The 18,294-nt window shown below is 67.4% G+C and carries 17 protein-coding genes and 1 pseudogene; 11 read left to right on the top strand and 7 right to left on the bottom strand.

The genetic code is table 11. The features are described from left to right. Nucleotides 1-88 precede the first annotated feature (88 nt). Complete coding sequence (locus IBX18_RS35460; RefSeq protein ID WP_194837821.1) at nucleotides 89-316, top strand: hypothetical protein; 228 nt, start codon at nucleotides 89-91, stop codon at nucleotides 314-316. A gap of 51 nt (nucleotides 317-367) precedes the next feature. After that, nucleotides 368-1,120, top strand: coding sequence for a GNAT family N-acetyltransferase (locus IBX18_RS35455; RefSeq protein WP_194837820.1), 753 nt, complete (start codon nucleotides 368-370; stop codon nucleotides 1,118-1,120). Here IBX18_RS35455 and IBX18_RS35450 read toward each other — a convergent pair. The 4 genes from IBX18_RS35450 to IBX18_RS35435 form a co-directional block, all read right to left on the bottom strand. Continuing rightward, nucleotides 1,117-1,767 (bottom strand): class I SAM-dependent methyltransferase, encoded by a 651-nt coding sequence (locus tag IBX18_RS35450; protein ID WP_194837819.1) that lies wholly within the window; start codon nucleotides 1,765-1,767, stop codon nucleotides 1,117-1,119. The two genes, IBX18_RS35455 and IBX18_RS35450, sit on opposite strands and share 4 nt — an antisense overlap. Nucleotides 1,768-1,908: 141 nt before the next feature. Then, nucleotides 1,909-3,588: a glycerol-3-phosphate dehydrogenase gene (glpD, locus tag IBX18_RS35445; protein ID WP_194837818.1), complete on the bottom strand. Its 1,680-nt coding sequence runs from the start codon at nucleotides 3,586-3,588 to the stop codon at nucleotides 1,909-1,911. 38 nt (nucleotides 3,589-3,626) lie between these two features. Next, a complete protein-coding gene (gene glpK, locus IBX18_RS35440) occupies nucleotides 3,627-5,147 on the bottom strand; it encodes a glycerol kinase GlpK (protein WP_194837817.1) in 1,521 nt (506 codons plus the stop codon). Nucleotides 5,148-5,188: 41 nt separating this feature from the next. Then, nucleotides 5,189-6,016, bottom strand: a complete 828-nt coding sequence (locus IBX18_RS35435; RefSeq protein ID WP_194837816.1) for an MIP/aquaporin family protein — start codon at nucleotides 6,014-6,016, stop codon at nucleotides 5,189-5,191. A 253-nt stretch (nucleotides 6,017-6,269) separates the two neighbouring features. Between IBX18_RS35435 and IBX18_RS35430 the strand changes: the two genes are divergently transcribed. Further along, nucleotides 6,270-7,034, top strand: coding sequence for an IclR family transcriptional regulator (locus IBX18_RS35430; protein ID WP_194837815.1), 765 nt, complete (start codon nucleotides 6,270-6,272; stop codon nucleotides 7,032-7,034). Between the two features lie 28 nt (nucleotides 7,035-7,062). Continuing rightward, on the top strand, nucleotides 7,063-8,586 hold the full coding sequence (glpK, locus tag IBX18_RS35425; protein WP_194837814.1) for a glycerol kinase GlpK: 1,524 nt from the start codon (nucleotides 7,063-7,065) through the stop codon (nucleotides 8,584-8,586). Nucleotides 8,587-8,675: 89 nt separating this feature from the next. Here the strand turns inward: glpK (IBX18_RS35425) and IBX18_RS35420 are convergent, their stop codons facing one another. Continuing rightward, nucleotides 8,676-9,986 carry an acyl-CoA desaturase gene (locus tag IBX18_RS35420; protein WP_194837813.1) on the bottom strand — a complete coding sequence of 437 codons (1,311 nt, stop codon included), beginning with the start codon at nucleotides 9,984-9,986 and terminating at the stop codon, nucleotides 8,676-8,678. A gap of 333 nt (nucleotides 9,987-10,319) precedes the next feature. Here IBX18_RS35420 and IBX18_RS35415 point away from each other — a divergent pair, with 333 nt between their 5' ends. The 6 genes and pseudogenes from IBX18_RS35415 (at nucleotide 10,320) to IBX18_RS35395 (ending at nucleotide 15,098) form a co-directional block, all read left to right on the top strand. After that, nucleotides 10,320-10,487 (top strand): hypothetical protein, encoded by a 168-nt coding sequence (locus IBX18_RS35415; protein WP_194837812.1) that lies wholly within the window; start codon nucleotides 10,320-10,322, stop codon nucleotides 10,485-10,487. 203 nt (nucleotides 10,488-10,690) lie between these two features. Further along, nucleotides 10,691-10,843, top strand: coding sequence for a hypothetical protein (locus tag IBX18_RS42500; protein WP_228542294.1), 153 nt, complete (start codon nucleotides 10,691-10,693; stop codon nucleotides 10,841-10,843). Continuing rightward, nucleotides 10,822-11,454, top strand: a pseudogene (locus IBX18_RS35410) (lipid-transfer protein); the annotation flags it as partial. The gene IBX18_RS42500 and the pseudogene IBX18_RS35410, both read left to right, overlap by 22 nt. Nucleotides 11,455-11,512: 58 nt before the next feature. Next, a complete protein-coding gene (locus IBX18_RS35405; protein WP_194837811.1) occupies nucleotides 11,513-12,343 on the top strand; it encodes an SDR family NAD(P)-dependent oxidoreductase in 831 nt (276 codons plus the stop codon). A gap of 8 nt (nucleotides 12,344-12,351) precedes the next feature. After that, on the top strand, nucleotides 12,352-13,899 hold the full coding sequence (locus tag IBX18_RS35400; RefSeq protein ID WP_194837810.1) for a long-chain-fatty-acid--CoA ligase: 1,548 nt from the start codon (nucleotides 12,352-12,354) through the stop codon (nucleotides 13,897-13,899). Between the two features lie 14 nt (nucleotides 13,900-13,913). Beyond that, nucleotides 13,914-15,098 (top strand): TetR/AcrR family transcriptional regulator, encoded by a 1,185-nt coding sequence (locus IBX18_RS35395; RefSeq protein ID WP_194837809.1) that lies wholly within the window; start codon nucleotides 13,914-13,916, stop codon nucleotides 15,096-15,098. 53 nt (nucleotides 15,099-15,151) lie between these two features. On the opposite strand, the gene IBX18_RS35390 is transcribed toward IBX18_RS35395, so the two are convergent. Beyond that, the gene (locus IBX18_RS35390) at nucleotides 15,152-15,397 is read right to left on the bottom strand and encodes a cold shock domain-containing protein (RefSeq protein WP_147129046.1); all 246 of its coding nucleotides are present in this window, start codon (nucleotides 15,395-15,397) and stop codon (nucleotides 15,152-15,154) included. Nucleotides 15,398-15,823: 426 nt separating this feature from the next. Between IBX18_RS35390 and IBX18_RS35385 the strand changes: the two genes are divergently transcribed. Continuing rightward, nucleotides 15,824-16,663, top strand: coding sequence for a DUF72 domain-containing protein (locus IBX18_RS35385; RefSeq protein ID WP_228542293.1), 840 nt, complete (start codon nucleotides 15,824-15,826; stop codon nucleotides 16,661-16,663). Nucleotides 16,664-16,669: 6 nt separating this feature from the next. On the opposite strand, the gene IBX18_RS35380 is transcribed toward IBX18_RS35385, so the two are convergent. Continuing rightward, on the bottom strand, nucleotides 16,670-18,109 hold the full coding sequence (locus tag IBX18_RS35380) for a lipase family protein (protein WP_194837808.1): 1,440 nt from the start codon (nucleotides 18,107-18,109) through the stop codon (nucleotides 16,670-16,672). Nucleotides 18,110-18,294 lie beyond the last annotated feature (185 nt).

Raw genomic sequence — 18,294 nt, 5'->3', positions numbered from 1 at the left:
ACTCGACCCTAGATCATCTGGTCACCACCGGTTTCCGTGCGGATTGGCCGGGTACGGCGATAGCGGGACGACAAAGGAGGTATGGCACATGGCCATCGATCAGGAAACCGGTGCGATCACCGGCACCAAAGACAAGAACTACAACCTCATCTGGTTCACCGAACAGTGCCTGAGCAACGCGCTGCGCATGGAGCTCTACGCGCAGGACGCCGAACGCGACGGCGACGCCGAGCTCGGCGAATTCTTCCGCCGCGCCCAGCGCGAAAGCGTGAAGGGCGGCGAACAGGGCAAGGCTCTGCTGGCCAAGCGGCTCTGACCCCGAAATAAGACGTGCCGCGAATGCCGCCCGAGGCGGACAATTCGCGGCATGCCTCTGCTGACGGAAAGTTTGGTCGCCGCCGAAAGATTCACCCGCGCAACCCAGCCCGTGCTCACCACGGGCGACGGTCTGGTCCTGCGGCCGTGGACGGCCGATGACGCGCAGGAAGTCCTGGAGGCTTTCACCGATCCGCTGATCCGACGCTGGCATGTCCGTAGCGCCGACTCCCTCGCCGAGGTTCGCGAATGGATCGACGCGTGGGTGGGGACGTGGCGCACCTGTGTCGCCGCCAACTGGGCGGTAGCCGATATGGGCACCGGTCGGCTCGTCGGACGAGCCTCCTTGAAGAACTTGGAGCTCGACGGCGGGCAAGCCGAGGTCGCCTACTGGACGGCGCCCGCCGCCCGCGGCCGAGCTGTCACGCCGCGCGCGATATCCGCGCTCACCGCCTGGGCTTTCGAGACCGGCTTTCATCGCTTGGAGCTGACCCACTCGGTGGCAAACGAACGGTCCTGCCGCGTAGCGGCCAAGCTCGGCTATGCCCTGGAGGGCACGAAGCGGAGCGCGGGGTTGCACGCGGATGGCTGGCACGACATGCATCTGCATGCTCGGATCAAGGGCGGGTATTCGGCGGGCATGAGTGGACCAGAGAAGGATCGGACGACGGCCGAGGTGCAGCAGGAGGAGGCGGACTTCGCCGGCGAGCATTCGAAGCCGACGCATGCGGAGGAGCATCCGAAGGGGGCCGAGTTGGAGACCGATGAGTCGACCCCGGACGGGCACGCCGGAATGGATGGCTAGACGCGGCGGATCCGAGCCTGCCACGCCACCAGGTCGATGATGCTGCCCTCTTGCAGGCCGAGGTCGGGCCGCTGTTCCAGTGCGGATCGAGTGACTCGGCCGCGGTACTGCGACGGCTGGATGTCTTCCAGTTCCCAACCCTCGGTGAATGATTCGCGAATTATCGAGTCGCTGATCTGCGGCCCGAAGCCGGGGCCCGCATCGGACAGCGCGAGGATATTGACCAGCCCGCCCGGCTTGCACAGTGCGTGCAGGCTGCGTACGTAGGCCGCGCGTGCTTCGGGTTCGGTACCGAAGATGTGGAACAGGGCACTGTCCACGATCGTGTCGAAAATCGGTGCAGCCTCGGTAGTGCCGAGCGCGATGGCGTCGGCCACCTCGAACTCGGCAGCCGGAACCTCTTGCGCGGCAGCGTTCGCGCGGGCGAACTCGATCGCGCTGGGGGACAGGTCGATACCGAGCACGTCGTAGCCCATCTTCGTCAGCATGATCGTGTGTTCGCCTGCCCCGCAACCGGGGTCGAGCACCCGCCCCCAGATGCATCCGTCGCGCTCCAGCGCGACGATCGCAGGCTGCGGTTCACCGATCACCCAAGGGGCGCTGTCGTTGTCGTAAGCGGCATTCCAGAATTCGGCAGGACTGGTCATACCTACGATGATCGACCCTGAACACGGGTTGAGGTCAACGATCGGTACCCGAAATCCGGTTCCGCCGAAAACTCGGTGAGCTCGATCCGCGGCCGAAACAGCAGGCCTGGAACAAAATCGAGCTCACCGAGCGTCAGGGTGTCAGGCGACGGCGACCAAACGTGCGGCGTTCGCGGCCTCGTCGTCGGCAGCCTGGTTGGCCGCCAATTCGGCCTCGACCCGGTCCCGGTAGCGGCTGAGCTCACGCTCGGCGTCGGCGGCATCCCAGCCGAGCCGGGCGCCGATCAGGAAGGCCACCTCCGGCGCGGCGAGCAGACCGCGGTCCGACGCCTCGATGGAGATCCGGGTACGCCGGGTGAGCACATCGTCGAGATGCAGTGCGCCCTCGTGGGTTACCGCGTAGACGACCTCGGCGGCGAGGTACTCCTCGGCACCCGCCAGCGGCTCGCCCAGCGCCGGATCCTCGGCGATCAGCTCGAACAGGTCGTGCACGGCGGACCCGTAGCGCCCGAGCAGATGCTCGACGGTGGCCTTCGGCAGCCCGGTGCGCTGCGCGAGGCTGTCGAGGTCGGCGGCCATCTCCTGGTAGCCGACCGCACCGAGCAGCGGCAGCTTCTCGGTCACCGACGGGGCAACCGCACGACCGAGCCCCTGCACTGCGGCGTCCACCACGTCGGCCGCCATCACCCGGTAGGTGGTGTACTTGCCGCCCGCGATCACGAACAGACCCGGAACCGGTTCGGCCACAGCGTGTTCGCGCGACAGCTTCGCGGTATCGCTGGACGCACCGGAGACCAGCGGGCGCAGTCCGGCATAGGTGCCGACGATGTCGTCGCGGGTCAGCGGATCCCGCAGCACCGCGTTGACGTGATCGAGGATGTACTGCACGTCGGCGTTGCTGGCGGCCGGATGATCCTTGTCCAGCGACCAATCCGTGTCCGTGGTGCCGATGATCCAGTGCTGGTGCCACGGGATCACGAACAGCACGCTCTTCTCGGTGCGCATGATCAGCCCGGTGTCCAGGTCGAGGCGTTCGCGCGGCACCAGGATGTGCACGCCCTTGGAAGTGCGCACGTGGAACGGGAATTCGACGCCGGTCATCCGGTTCATCTCGTCGGTCCAGACGCCGGTCGCGCTGATCACCCGGCGGGCCCGCACGGTGTGCTCGCGCCCGGTCTCCAGATCGGTGACCTGCGCGCCGATCACCCGCTCACCGTCGCGCAGCAGCCCGGTGACCTTGGTGCGGGTGAGCACGGTCGCGCCGTGCTGGGCCGCGGTGCGGGCGATCGTCATGGTGTGCCGCGCGTCGTCGACCTGGGCGTCGAAGTAGCGGATGGCGCCGGTCATCGAGTCCTCGCGCAGCGCGGGCGCCAATTCCAGTGCGCGCGTGCGGGTCAGGTGCCGGTGCATCGGCAGCGCCCGTGCGCCACCGATGGTGTCGTACAGGGCGACGCCCGCACCGATGTACGCGCGCTCCCAGACCCGATGTTGCAGCGGCAGCAGGAACGACACCGGGCGCACCAGATGCGGCGCCAGCTTGTTCAGCAGCAGGCCGCGTTCCTTCAAAGCCTCACGCACCAGCCAGAAGTCGAGCTGTTCGAGATAGCGCAGCCCGCCGTGGATGAGCTTGCTGGAGCGGCTCGACGTGCCCGCCGCGAAGTCCCTGGCCTCCACCAGGGTGACGCTCAGGCCGCGCGAGGCCGCATCCAAAGCCGCGCCCGCGCCGACCACGCCGCCGCCGATCACCAGCACATCGATCTCGTTGTCGCCTAGTGCCTCGACCGCGGTGGCGCGGTAGGTGGGGTCTAATCGTGCTGACATGAATCTCTCCTATTTCCAGTGATATTCGCGTCGGCGACTCAGTCGTCTACGTCTATCCAATCGAGGGTGCGCGACACGGCCTTCTGCCAGCGGGCGTAGCCGCGTGCGCGTTGCTCCTCGGTTCCGGTGGGGTTCCAGCGCTTGTCTTCGTGCCAGTTCTGCACGAGTTCGTCGGTGTTGCTCCAGAATCCGACGGCCAGCCCGGCCGCGTAGGCGGCGCCGAGCGCGGTGGTCTCCGCGACCACCGGCCGCGACACCGGCACGCCGAGGAAGTCGGCCTGCAGCTGCATGCACAGCTCGTTGGCGGTGACGCCGCCGTCCACCCGCAGCACGTCGAGCTGCACGCCGGAGTCGGCCTGCATGGCCTCGACCACGTCGCGGGTCTGGTAGCAGATGGATTCCAGCGTCGCCCGCGCCAGGTGGGCGTTGGTGCTGTAGCGGGACAGCCCGACGATGGCGCCGCGCGCGTCGGAGCGCCAGTAGGGCGCGAACAGTCCGGAGAACGCGGGCACGAAGTACACGCCGCCGTTGTCGTCGACCTGCCTGGCCAGCGATTCGCTTTGCGACGCACCGGAAATGATGCCGAGCTGATCGCGCAGCCACTGCACCGCCGAACCGGTCACCGCGATCGAACCTTCGAGCGCGTACACCGGCTTGTCGTCGCCGAACTGGTAAGCGACCGTGGTGAGCAGCCCGTGCTGCGAGCGCACGATCTCGGTACCGGTGTTGAGCAGCAAGAAGTTTCCGGTGCCGTAGGTGTTCTTCGCCTCGCCGGGCCGGAAACACACCTGGCCGACCGTGGCAGCCTGCTGGTCGCCGAGCACACCGGCCAGCGGTACTTCACCGCCGAAAGGTCCATCGGCCCTGGTCTTTCCGAACAGTTCGGGGTTCGACGACGGCGCGATGGTCGGCAGCATCGACCGTGGAATACCGAAGATGGACAGCAGTTCGTCGTCCCAGTCGGAGGTTTCCAGGTTCATCAGCATGGTGCGGCTGGCATTGGTCGGATCGGTGACGTGCACGCCGCCGTCGACCCCGCCGGTCAGATTCCACAGCAGCCAGCTGTCGGTGGTCCCGAAGATCGCCTCGCCGCGCTCGGCCGCCTCGGCGACACCGGGCACGTTGTCCAGGATCCAGCGCAGCTTGCCGCCGGAAAAGTAAGTGGCAGGCGGCAATCCGGCCTTGTGCCGAATGGTGTCGCCGTGGCCGGCCCGCTCGAGTTCGGCGGCGATGCGGTCGGTGCGGGTGTCCTGCCAGACGATGGCGTTGCAGTAGGGACGCCCGGTCCGGCGGCTCCACACCACGGTGGTTTCGCGCTGGTTGGTGACGCCGACCGCGGCCAGGTCGCTCGCGTCGAGATCGGCCTTGGTGAGGGTGCTCTGGATGACCGCCCTGGTGCGTTCCCAGATCTCGGTCGGATCGTGCTCCACCCAGCCCGCGCGCGGCAGGATCTGCTGGTGTTCGAGCTGGTGGCGAGCGATCTCGTTGCCGTTGTGATCGAACACCATGAAGCGCGTGCTAGTGGTGCCCTGGTCGATGGCGCCGACATACTGGCTCATCGTGGTCCTTTCGAAAGAAAACTACTGAGCGAGAAAGAGATTCAGAAAAGGACCTGAGAGGCCAGCCCGGCGAGCACGCCGCCCGCCAGCGGACCGAGGATCGGGACCCAGGCGTAGCTCCAGTCGGAACTCTTGCGATTGGGACCGGGCGAACCGGTGTGTTCGGGGAGTCGTTCGGCGGAAGAGCCGCCGACACCCGCACCCGCGGGCTCACGAACCGGTGCGGCGGCCGCACCCTTGCTGACCGGCAGCAGCGCGTGCGCCAGCCGAGGGCCGAGATCGCGGGCTGGGTTGATGGCATACCCCGTCGGCCCGCCGAGCGAGGCGCCGATACCGACCACCAGCAACGCCGCCGCGAGCGGGCCGAGACCGGTCGCGGTGTGGCCGATGGACAGCAGTACCAGGACGAGCGCGAAGGTGGCGATCACCTCGGTGGCGAAGTTCCAGCGCAGCCCGCGGATGGCGGGACCGGTGGCGAACACACCCAGCTTCTTCGCCTCGTCGGTCTCCTCGTCGAAGTGCCGCTTGTAGGCCACATAGGCCAGATTCGCGCCGATGAACGCGCCGACCAGCTGCCCGGTGATGTAGGCGATGGTGGTGACGACAGTAATGTCGATGTCGGGGCCGTATTGATCGGCGCCGCTGAACAGGACGCCGATGGTGTAAGCGGGATTGAGGTGGCCGCCGGTTTTATAGGCGACATACACCCCGGCGAGCACGCCCATGCCCCAGCCGAAGTTGATCAGTAACCAGCCACCGTCGAATCCCTTGGATTTGGTCAGCAACACATTCGCGACCACGCCGACGCCGAGTAGCACCAGCATTCCCGTGCCGAGTGCTTCACTCAGGAAGATCGAGCCGAAGTTCACCGTTGAGTCTCCGTTCGCCCTGCGGCCGCCGATGCGACCCTGCGGACCTCGACGTTACGACCGGATCGAGGAACCGGACATAGGGCACGTTCGACAATGCTGAACGGCCGGGGTGGTTGTGGGGGGCCGCTGCCGCTACTGTCGGGCGCCCGAGGGCGTCGACATGACGCACGTCACACCGGCGCGGCGCGTGTGTTGCTCGCCGTTCACCAGATGTTCGACATTGTCGAATCGAGAGGTTAGGTTTCGGTTCATGCCCGGTCCGATCCAATCGATCGAACGAGCGGCGGCCATTCTGCGGCTGCTCGCCCGCGGCGCGGGCCGCCTCGGCGTCGGGGAGATCGCCGGTGCGCTCGACCTCGCCAAACCCACCGCACACGGCATCCTGCGCACCCTGCAGGGCGTCGGGTTCGTCGAACAGGACGCGGCGACCGGCAAGTACCAGCTGGGGGCGGCCCTGCTGCATCTCGGTACCAGCTATCTCGATGCCAACGAGCTGCGCTCGCGCGCCATCAACTGGGCCGACGCCCTGGCGGCACGCACCGGCGAGGCGGTCCGCATCGGTGCGCCGGTAGACGGCAGCGTGGTGGTCGTGCACCACGTCTTCCGTCCGGACAACACCGAACAGGCCCTGGAACTGGGCGAATTGCTGCCGCCGCACGCGACCGCGCTCGGCAAGGTGCTGCTGGCCTTCGACGCGGAACTCGCGGCCACGATGCGCGCGGGCGAGCTGCCCTCGCTCACCCGCCGCACCATCGTCGACCGTCCCGCACTGAATCGAGCTCTCGCCGCGGTGCGGCAGGCCGGCTGGGCCGGGGACACCGAGGAGTTCCGGCCCGGCGAAGCGGGCATCGCGGCACCCATTCGTTCGCACGGCGGACTCGTGGTGGGCGCCATCGGCATCAGCGGACCGGTCGACCGGCTCTGCGACCCGCAATTACGGCACCGTCCCACGCTGATCGGCCTGGTGCGCGACGCCGCGCACGCGGTCTCGCGGGATCTCGGCGCCGGACACTGACACACCTATATGGCACGAGAGGACACGGATGACGCAGCGGTTTGTGCTCGCGATCGACCAGGGGACCACCTCCACCAGGTGCATCCTGTTCGATCAGCGCGCACGCCTGGTCGGTGTGGCACAGCGCGAGCACCAGCAGCACTATCCGCGGCCGGGCTGGGTCGAGCAGGACGCGATGGAGATCTGGCGCAATGTGGACCGGATCGTGCCGCAGGCGCTGCGCGACTCCGGTATCACCGCCGATCGGGTGGCCGCCCTCGGCATCGCGAACCAGCGGGAGACCACGGTGGTGTGGGATCGCCGTACCGGCACGCCGATCCGGCGGGCCATCGTCTGGCAGGACACACGCACCGAGGAATTGGTCCGTGACTTCGAGGAAAAGCCTGGCGCGCAACGCATTCGAGAGATCTGCGGGCTGCCGCTGGCCACCTACTTCGCCGCGCCCCGGCTGCGCTGGCTGCTGGATACCATTCCGGGCCTGCGGGATCGGGCCGAACGCGGCGAGGTGCTGTTCGGCACCATGGAAACCTGGCTGATCTGGAATCTGACCGGCGGCGTCGACGGCGGGCTGCATCTGACCGATGTCACCAATGCCAGCCGCACCCTGCTGATGAACCTCACCACGCTGACCTGGGACGCGGAGCTGCTGAGTTTCTTCGAGATCCCCGCGGCCATGCTGCCGCGCATCCAGCCCTCGACGGCGTCGTACGGCACGACCCGCCGGGTGGTGCCCGGAATCCCGATCGCCGCCGCGCTGGGCGACCAGCACGCCGCGCTGTTCGGCCAAACCTGTTTCGCGCGTGGGGAAACCAAGTGCACGTATGGCACCGGCGGCTTCCTGATGATGAACACCGGCCGCGAACTGGTGCAGTCCTCGCACGGCCTGCTCACCACCATCGGCTACCAGATCGGCGATGAACAGCCGGTGTACGCGCTGGAGGGGCCGATCGCGGTGACCGGCTCGCTGGTGCAGTGGGTGCGCGACAACATCGGCCTGGTCACCAGCGCGCCGGAGATCGAAACCCTCGCTCGCACAGTGCAAGACAACGGCGGCTGCTACATCGTGCCCGCGTTCTCCGGTCTGTACGCGCCGCACTGGCGCAGTGACGCGCGCGGCCTGATCGCCGGCCTGACGTCCTATATCACCAAGGGCCACATCGCCCGTGCCGTGCTGGAGGCGACGGCATGGCAGACGCGCGAGGTGGTCGACGCGATGAACGCCGACTCCGGTTTACAAGCCCGCGCGCTGCGCGTCGACGGCGGCATGACGTCGGACAACCTGCTCATGCAGATCGTCGCCGACGTCCTCGACGTGCCCGTCATGCGCCCGTTCAACGCCGAAACCGTCTCGCTCGGTGCGGCTTACGCCGCCGGGCTGGCCGTCGGCTACTGGCCGGACCTGGAGGGCCTGCGCAACAACTGGCGCCTCGCCGCGCAATGGATGCCGCAGATGGACCCGGTCCATCGCGCGGACGAGTACGAGAACTGGCAGCGCGCAGTGCAATTGACCTTCGGCTGGTTACGCTCGAAACGACATCGGCAGGGCGCCTGACGCGCTTCGTCGTCGAGCGGTGCGTCGTCAGAGACAGATCGGCTCGCGGCAAAGCTACGCGCCGAGGCGAGATGCCCCGACCGTGTTACCTATCCGGTGCCGGCAACCGGAGCGCGCAGCGACCCCGCGATATTCGAACGGACCCGGGTGGCGGTCCGGCGCAACCGGCCACCTTTGAGCCCGGCCTCGAGTTCCAGCCGGACGCGACCGTTGTGCAGCGCGGTGCGCAAACCTGTTGTCACATCGGAGATCTCCGGGACGGCGAAGGTGGTGCCGGTCTGGAACTTGCGCTCCGAGGCGGTCTCCGGCGCGTCGTCCGACGTGGCGATCAGGAAGCGATCCGGGACCGCGAGCTTGTGGATGGTCCGCATGGCCAGCAGGTACTGGCGCAGTAGCGAACCGCTGGTGTAGGGCAGGTCGTATTTGTCGCAGAGCGCGCGAACCCGGACGGCGATCTCGGCATAGCGGTTGCTGGGCAGGTCGGGGAAGAGGTGGTGTTCGATTTGGTAACACAGGTTTCCGCTGGCGAAGGCCAGGGTCGGGCCTGCGTCGAAGTTCGCGGTGCCGAGCATCTGGCGCAGGTACCACTCGGATTTGGTCTCGTCTTCGAGCGCGGCGGGCGTGAACTTCTCCGCGCCGTCGGGGAAGTGGCCGCAGAAGATGACCACGTATGTCCAGGCATTGCGCACCACATTGGCGGTGACGTTGGCCGTCAGTGCACGGCGCCAGCGCTTTCCGCTCAGCGCGGGGAAGAGCACATAGTCCTTGAGCGCCTGCCGGGAGATCTTCTTCAGGAAAGCCTTTGTCACAGCGGACTTTTCGGCCTTCGTCTCGAAACGGTCCCGGTCCGCGTACAGCCCGTGCAGGCCGATGCCCCACTCGAAAGTGGTGGCCAGCAGCAGATTCTGCACCGGCTGGAAGAGATGGCTCGGTTGCCACGGCTGGTCCCTGGTCACCCGCATCACGCCGAAGCCGATGTCGTCGTCCATATCCAGCACGTTGGTGTAGAGGTGGTGGCGGAAATTGTGCGAGTACTTCCACTGGCTGGACAGCCCGACCATGTCCCACTCCCAGCTGGTGGAGTGGATCTCCGGGTCGTTCATCCAATCCCACTGGCCGTGCGAGACGTTGTGCCCGATCTCCATGTTCTCGATGCTCTTTGCCGCGGCCAGGGCCGCCGTGCCGAGCAGCCAGCCCGCCTTGTTCCGGTTCGTCGCGATGAGCAGCCGGGCGACGGTGTCGAGGGCGCGCTGGAACCGGATGGTGCGCCGGATGTAGGCGGCGTCGCGGCCGCCGAGCGATTCACTGACGTCCCGATGGATCGCGTCGAGCTCGGTACCGAGCGCCTCGATGTCTTCCTTGCTCAGGTGCGCGTACACAGCAATGTCGGTGATGGCCATGGGTCCTCTTCGGATGGATCGGCTGCGCAGGCGCAGGGAAGCCCGGTCGGGCCGCCGACACGGGGAGCGATCGGCGTTGCTCAGCTGAACCGAGCTCGAAGGTCGGCCGATGCGAAAGGCCGACGAGATTCTTGGTTCGACGCTACCAGCGCTTCCGATACCGCCAGGTCAACAGCAGACGGCCGCCGGAAAAACGGTGTATGGCTGCGCGGGAACGTGGCTTTCCGGGCACGACAACATTCCAGTGGAGTGGGATCGTGCGCAATCTGCGGCGCGGACAGGGTTCAATAGAGGGGATTGGCTATTCGCGGCCGATCGGAGGAGGCTCGACGAATGAGTCAGGAAAGCGGGCAAGGGTCCGGGCTGTTCAGCCATGACACCATTCCCATCCAGGTGTATACGCCTGCCGAGAGCAGTGACGTACATCATCAGCCGGTATTCAGCAGAGCCGAAGACGGCTCCGGGTCTGCTTTCGGGGAGGCCACGCCGCCGCACGCCTGACGCCGGACATGACGCGAGCCCCCGCATCTCCTCGAGAGATGCGGGGGCTCGGGCCGTTTCCGGGGTGCTCACGTGGAGCTAAGTGAATATTCGATAGTGCAACTCGGGTCACTGACCAGCCAGTTCGTGGATTTTCCTCCCTGCTTCAGGTGTCGTGCTGTTCAATAAGTGAACAGCCGCTAGTCACTGTCGATAGGAATGCCATGAGCAGACACGCCGTCGTGGCGGGAGTGGGCATGATTCCGTTCACCACGCCCAGCCGGAGCCGGACCTATGACGTCATGGGCACCGAGGCGGCGCGGGCCGCGCTGCTGGATGCCGGTCTCGGGTACGAGCGGTGTTCACCGATCCGCTGACGGTGGCCGAAGTGCTTGCCTCGCCGCACATCTACGGCCCGCTGACCCGGCTGCAGTGCTGCCCGCCCACCTGTGGCGCGGCCGCCGCGGTCATCGTCAGCGCGGACTTCGCCGCGGCCAACGGCATCGACCCGTCGGTCGTGATCAGGGCGCAGGCGATGACCACCGACTTCCCGTCCACCTTCGCGGACAAGGACATGACGAAGATCGTCGGCTACGACATGTCCAAGGCTGCGGCACAGCAGGTTTACGAAGCGTCGGGGGTCTCGCCCGAGGACATCCGGGTCGTCGAGCTGCACGACTGCTTCACCGCCAACGAACTGCTCACCTATGAGGCGCTCGGTCTCACGCCGGAGGGTACGGCGGAGAAATTCGTCAACGACGGGGACAACACCTACGGCGGCCGCGTGGTCACCAATCCGTCCGGCGGACTGCTGTCCAAGGGGCATCCGCTCGGCGCGACCGGGCTCGCCCAATGCACCGAGCTGGTCTGGCAGCTACGCGGACAGGCCGAGGGACGCCAGGTCGCAGCCGATCTGAAGGTCGCACTACAGCACAACATCGGGCTCGGCGGCGCGGCCGTGGTGACCCTGTACGAGAAGGTGCGGTGAGCGAACGCCCACCCGCACCGGCGACGCCGTTGTCGCCTTCTGAAAGGACAAGCAGCACATGGGAACTCTGGATGGCAAGGTCGCCATTGTGTCCGGCTCCGGCCGCGGCATCGGACGGGAGATCGCGCTGAAGCTGGCGAGCGAGGGGGCCAGGGTCGTGGTGAACGACCTCGACGCCGAGCCGGCCGCGGAGACGGTCGCGGCGGTCGAAGCCGCGGGCGGGCAGGCGGTTTCGTGTGTCGGCAGCGTGACCGAGGAGGGCTTCGCGGAACGTTTCGTGCAGACCGCCGTTGCCGAATTCGGCGGCTTGGACATCATCATCAACAACGCGGGCTACACCTGGGATTCGGTGATCCAGAAGATGACCGACGAACAGTGGGATGCCATCCTCGATGTGCACCTCAAGGCGCCGTTCCGGATCCTGCGCGCGGCGCAGCCGGTGATCGCCGCGGCGGTGAAGCAGGCCAAGGCCGCGGGTGAACCGGTGCCGTGCCGCAAGGTCGTGAACATCTCGTCGCTGGCGGGCACGGGCGGCAATGCGGGACAGGCGAATTACTCGTCGGGCAAGGCGGGCATCCTGGGGCTCACCAAGGCACTGGCCAAGGAGTGGGGCCGCTACAACGTCACGGTGAACGCGGTGGCGTTCGGACTGATCAAGACCAGGCTCACCGAGGCGCCCGCGGGCACCGGCGGCACGATCGACGTGCAGGGCAAGGAGATCAAGGTCGGTGTGAACCCCAACCTGCTCGCGGCGATGGAGCAGATGGTGCCGCTCGGGCGCGGCGGTACGCCGGCCGAGGCCGCGGGCGCGGTGTACCTGCTGTGCATTCCCGAGTCCGACTACGTCAGCGCGCAGACCCTGGTCTGCGGCGGCGGCTTCAACATCTAGGACCCGCAATGTATTTGACCCAATCCCTGCACCGCAACCTGCAACAGAGCCCGGATCGACCACTGACGATCTACGGCGACCGGGTGCGCACCGTGGCCGAATCGGCCGATCGCATAGCGCGATTCGCGGGTGCGCTGGCCGCGCTCGGAGTCCGGCCCGGCGACCGGGTCGGCATGCTGGCGCTCAATTCCGATCGCTACTACGAATATCTGTACGCGGTGCCGTGGATCGGGGCGGCGGTCAACCCGGTGAACATCCGCTGGAGTCCGGCGGAGATCGGCTACTCGCTGCGCGAATCCGACACCAGGGTGCTGCTGGTGGACGACGCCTTCGCCGCCATGATTCCCGCACTCCGCCAACAGTTTCCGGAGTTGGCCACGGTGATCTTCTGCGGCGACGGCGAACCACCGGCCGACACACTGCACTACGAGACACTCGTCGCCGAGCACGCGCCCGCCGAGGACACCAGGACCGGCGACGTGGCCCTGGCGGGTGTCTTCTACACCGGCGGCACCACCGGGCATCCCAAAGGCGTGATGCTCAGCCACGACAACATGATCATCTCCGCGCTCGGCAGCACCGCGGGCGGCGAGTTCGTCAGCCGCGGCGGCACCGTGCTGCACGCGGCGCCGATGTTCCATCTCGCCGATATCGCCATGCTGACGGCGGGCAACCTGGTCAACTGCACGCACGTGATCGTGCCGATGTTCACCCCGGCGGGCGTCATGCGGGCGATCAGCGAACACGGCGTCACCAATCTGTTGCTGGTGCCCACCATGATTCAGTTGCTGGTCGACGATCCCGCCGTCGCGGACTTCGACCTCAGCGGCGTCGAGACGGTGACCTACGGTGCCTCGCCGATCGCCGAGGCGGTGCTCGGCCGGGCCCGCAAGGTCTTCCCGGGCGCGGGCTTCACCCAGGCCTACGGCATGACCGAACTGGCGCCCGTCGCGACGCTGCTGTCCCCGGCCGACCACGACGATCCGGCGCTGCGGCGTTCGGCGGGCCGTGCCATGCCGCATGTCGAGGTACGCATCGTCGACCCCGACGACAACGAGGTGCCGCGTGGCGAGGTCGGCGAGGTCGTCGTGCGCGGCGACAACGTCATGCTCGGCTACTGGAACCGGCCGCAGGACACCGCCGCCGCCGTGCGCGACGGCTGGATGCACACCGGCGACGGCGGGCGAATGGACGAGCACGGCTATGTATTCATCGTCGACCGGATCAAGGACATGATCATCACCGGCGGCGAGAACGTGTACTCCGCCGAGGTGGAGAACGCCCTCGCGGCGCACCCTGCGGTCGCCGCCTGCGCGGTGATCGGGGTGCCGGACCCCGAGTGGGGCGAGCGCGTGCATGCCGTGGTGGTGCTGCTGCCCGGCGCGCAGGCCACCGGCGAGGAGCTGCGTGCGCACTGCAAAGCGCTGATCGCCGGGTACAAGACCCCGCGCACGGTGGAGTTCACCGACGCGTTGCCCATATCGGGCGCAGGTAAGATCCTCAAGCGCGAACTTCGCAAGAAGTATTGGGATCCCAGCGACAGTCAAGTTTCCTGAGGGAGCGGCATCGAATGGTGAACGGGCCGGGCGTGGTCCGGCCGGCCCGTGGCACCCGGCCGGCGAATCGGCGGGCGCTGATCGTCGCGGCGGCCGCGGAACTGTTCTGCCGCAACGGATACGCGAATGTGGGCATGGGCGAGGTCGCCGAGGCGGTGGCCATCGGACCGTCCGCGCTGTACCGGCATTTCCGCGGCAAGCAGAGTCTGCTGGCCACCGTTGTCGACGAGGCGCTGACCGCATTCGCCGCCGCACTCGACGCGGCGGCGGGCGAGCCCGCCGACATCGCGGGCACGTTGGCCGCGACCGTGCTGGCCCGCCGTGATGTCGGGGTGCTGTGGCGGCGCGAGGCCAGGCACCTGTCCGACGATGATCGAGCCGCGTTTCGGCAGCAGGCCAAGCAGATCGGGGCCCGGCTCGCCGAGGTCGTCGCCGCGCGCCGCCCCGACCTGGATCCGGCGGCGGCCGACCTGCTCTCCTGGAGCGCCTTGGCCGTCGCCAATAGCGTGTCGTTCCACGGTCTTTCGTTGCCGGAGCCGGAATTCGGCACGCTGCTCGGCGAACTCGTCGGCGCGGTGCTGGCCGCGCCGGTGCCGCAGCTGGGGCAGCGATCGGATCAGCCTGCCGTGGCGGTGCCGCTGGCCGCGCGGGCCCGGCGGGAAGCGATCCTCACCGAGGCGATCACGCTGTTCGCCGAACGGGGTTTCGCGAGCGTCAGCGTGGACGAGATCGGTGCCGCCGTCGGCATTGCCGGCCCCAGCGTCTACAACCACTTCGCCGGGAAAGCGGACATTCTCATGGCGGGCATCGTCCGTGGCGACGAATGGCTCCGCATAGATCTGAACCGTGCTCTCGCGCAAGCCGCCGACCCGCGCGACGGACTCGAACGCCTACTCGCGGGCTACGGGGCATTCGTCTTCGAAAACCCTTATCTCATGCAGATTCTCGTGTCGGAGGCCAGGCATCTGCCCGACCCGGACCGCGCCCGCGCGAAGGCCGCGCAGCGCGCCTATATCGCCGAGTGGGTACACCTGCTGCGCAAGGTACACCCGGACTGGGACCCGATCCCCGCACGTATACGTGTGCAGGCCGCGCAGTCGATGCTGAACGACCTCGCACTGACTCCCCATCTGCGCGCGTTCCCCGGCATCGTGCCCGCGGCCGCGGCGATCGGCGCCGAAGTGCTCGCCCTCGCTTGATGCGTCGCACACCACGACCGTGGGGCGTGCGAGACATCAAGGGCTGTGCGGGTTTATGCGGCAGCGGTGGATAACAATGCCATCGGGCGTACCGCGGTGGCCTCGACGCCGCGCGGGCGCAGCTCGCAGGTGAAAACTACGGGCTGGCCCGCGGAGAGGGTTTTGAAGCCGGGGGAGTCGATGCTGGAATACTCCACAAAGACCCCGTTCGGGTATTCGGGGGATTCGAGGAAGCCGAATCCTTTGGCGGTGTCGAACCACCGGACGGTGCCGTGCACCCAGTTCTCGCCGTCGGTCATCGCGCGACCTCGAAGGCGCTCGCGCGCTCGCCGGACCCGGATTGCATCACCTGCTGCCACCAGGAGGCGAGTGGGCTCGGGTCTGGCCACACGACGGCGGGACCCGATCGGGCAGTCTTATGCGTGGATACTTTCTGCGAAGCTCTGAACTTGTCTGAACGAACCACGGTCGGACGATCTCCTCGGAGTCGGTACATTACGCGGGCATCCCCGCGTACGCCGGATGCCCGCTACTGCGTTACTCAAACTGTAAGCACCCGAACGGATATTCGCCCGAATTCCGCTTCCACTCGGTACAACGTCACATTCCGTCGTCGGCCGAACTCGGCCGCCGAAAAACAACTGGCGGGGCGTCGGGCGGGGGGAAACCGGCGTCGGGGCTGGCCAGGGTCTCGGCCGGCTCGGCGCTGTACTACCGTCGCTGGCATGCGGCTTCACGTGGGCTGTGCGATGTGGACGCACGCGGCATGGCAGGAATGGCAACCGTCTTCGGGGGCGCGGCTGGCCGCCTATGCCGACCGGTGCAACGCGGTCGAGGGCAACACCACCTTCTACGCGATACCGGCGCGCCGCACGGTGGAGTCGTGGGCCGCGCAGACCGCGCCCGAGTTCCGGTTCGTGGTGAAGCTGCACCGCTCGATCACCCATGAGCGCAGGCTGGCCGGGGTCGACGAGGAGATGCGCGCGTTTCTGTCGGCGATCGAACCGCTCGGCCCGCGCGCGCACGCCCTGTGGGTGCAGTTGCCCGCCTCGTTCGGCCCGAACGATCTCGGCCCGCTCGCGCTGTTCCTGCGCAGGCTGCCGCAGCAGTACCGCTCGGCGGTCGAGGTCAGGCATCGCGCGTTCTTCGAGAACGAGCAGGCCGCCCGGCAGCTGGAAAGCGTGCTCGCCCGGGTCGGCGCCGAGTGGATACCCTTCGACACCACAACACTTTTCGACGGACTACCGGTCACCGCCGCCGAGCAGGAAGCGTGGTCGAAGAAGCCGCGGGTGCCGCGCCGGACCCGCGCCCTCACCGAGTTCCCGATCGTCCGCTACCACGGCCGCGACTCGACCGAGCGCACGGTCGAGGGCTGGCAGCCGTGGATCGGCACGGTCGTCGAATGGCTGCGCGAGGGCCGATCGCCGACCGTCTTCATCCACACCCCGGACAATGCCGAGGCCGTCCCGCTCGCGCGCCGGTTCCACGAGGCGGTGCGTGCCGAGCTGCCCGAGCTCGCACCGCTGCCCGAACCGGCGCCCACCGACCCGATGACTCTCTTCTGACGCGGGCTACCGGCTGCCGATGGGCTGCTGCACCAGCCCGGCGAGCACCGTGCCCGCACCCTGCAGCCAGATCGGCCAGCTCGCGGGATCCAACGCCATGGAGCCCTCGTCGTGGATCGCGCAGCCGGGCTGCGCGGGGACACCGTCGAAGCGTTCCTTCAGCCACAGCAATACCCGTGCGAGGCTGTCGATTTCGAGCGTGATGTGTTCACTGAAGTGGTCGCGGGTGTACTGCACCTGGGCCTTCGGGTCACGGCAGTACTGGTCGACCAGCGCGTTCACCGGGCCGACCGGTGCGATCCAGTCGGGGTTGGAGTTGAAGATGAACATCGGCATGTCGGGGACCGCATGACCCATCCGGAGCGCGTCGAAGACCTTGGTGGGCACGGGATCGTTCAACGCGTTCGGTGAATCATAAAGTCCGCCTTCCAGATTCATGAACGGCAGGATCGCGGCGGAGTACAGGCACAGCGAATTCTTGACCGGAGCCAAGGCTTTACCGAACGCATTCATGTGCTGCGCGTTGTACGCGGCCAGCTCGGGATACTCCCGCTCGACACCCAGCAGCCCCGAAAAGATCAGTCCCGAGCCGAGATTGCCGCTGGCCATCTGGTACATCGCCTTGATGTCGGCCGGGACGCCGCCTTCCGAGGCTCCGACGATATCGAGCTCCGGTGCGTAGGACGCCGCCAGTTCGGCGGTGTGCCCGGTGGTGATCGCGCCGCCGGAGTACCCGGCCAGCCCGACCTTGGTCTGCGGTCCGAGGCCCATCGGCTCGAAGTTCTCCGCGGCCCGGATGCCGTCGAGGGTGATCCGGGCGCCGAGCGGACCGGCGGCGAAGGCGGAGTTCGGGCCCTCGTGGTCCGGCATCGCCACCGCCCAGCCCGCCCCGAGCCCGGTCAGCGGGAGCACGAACTCGAACGGGATGTCGAACTGGCCGCTGATGTTGCCCGGCACCGAAGCCTGTTGCAGCACATACGATGGCGCGCAGTACTGGGCGTTCGAGTCCTGCGGGAACTGATAGGACAGCAGCGGGCGCGGCACGCCGCCGTTGTCGCCGCGCGGCTTCATCAGCGTGGTGACCGCGGCGATCGGTTCGTCCCGGGTGTTGGTCGATCGGTAGGACAACTGCCACGCGTCGATGTTGAACGGAATAGTCGAGTAGAACGCGAGATGCACCGCGCGCGCCGCGATGATCTCGCCGGGCTGCTTCGACGCCACCACATCGGCCGGGGGTGCGTAGAACGCCGGGTCGAGTTCCGGCGGGGACGGCGGAATCGGGAACGGCAGCGGCGGTTGCACCGGAACCTGCTGCGCGACAGGGTTTTGCTCGGCCGGTGCGGCAATTGCTGGTATTCCGGCAGCAACCTGCGCGGCAATCGCGATGAGGGCGACGAGAACCGCAGTGCGGAATCGCCCGAGCTTACCGGGGATGACGGTATTCATTGCGGCTTCTTTCGCTGGTGAGCGGTGCTGATGAGATCCGATGAAGGGATCTGTCGGGCGGAGAAAGTATTCCGGCCACGACTGCGCGCCGGTGAACGGCGCGCCGCGCGTAACCCACCAGAATTTCTGTAAGGCTAAGTAACAGCAAATGCTAAAGCGGGTGATAGGTCCAGAGGCAATGTTCT

This window comes from Nocardia sp. XZ_19_369 (assembly GCF_015355715.1).
Classification (GTDB): domain Bacteria; phylum Actinomycetota; class Actinomycetes; order Mycobacteriales; family Mycobacteriaceae; genus Nocardia.
Note: the sequence above shows the minus strand (reverse complement) of the source record. Positions and strands in the feature narration are given on the sequence as shown.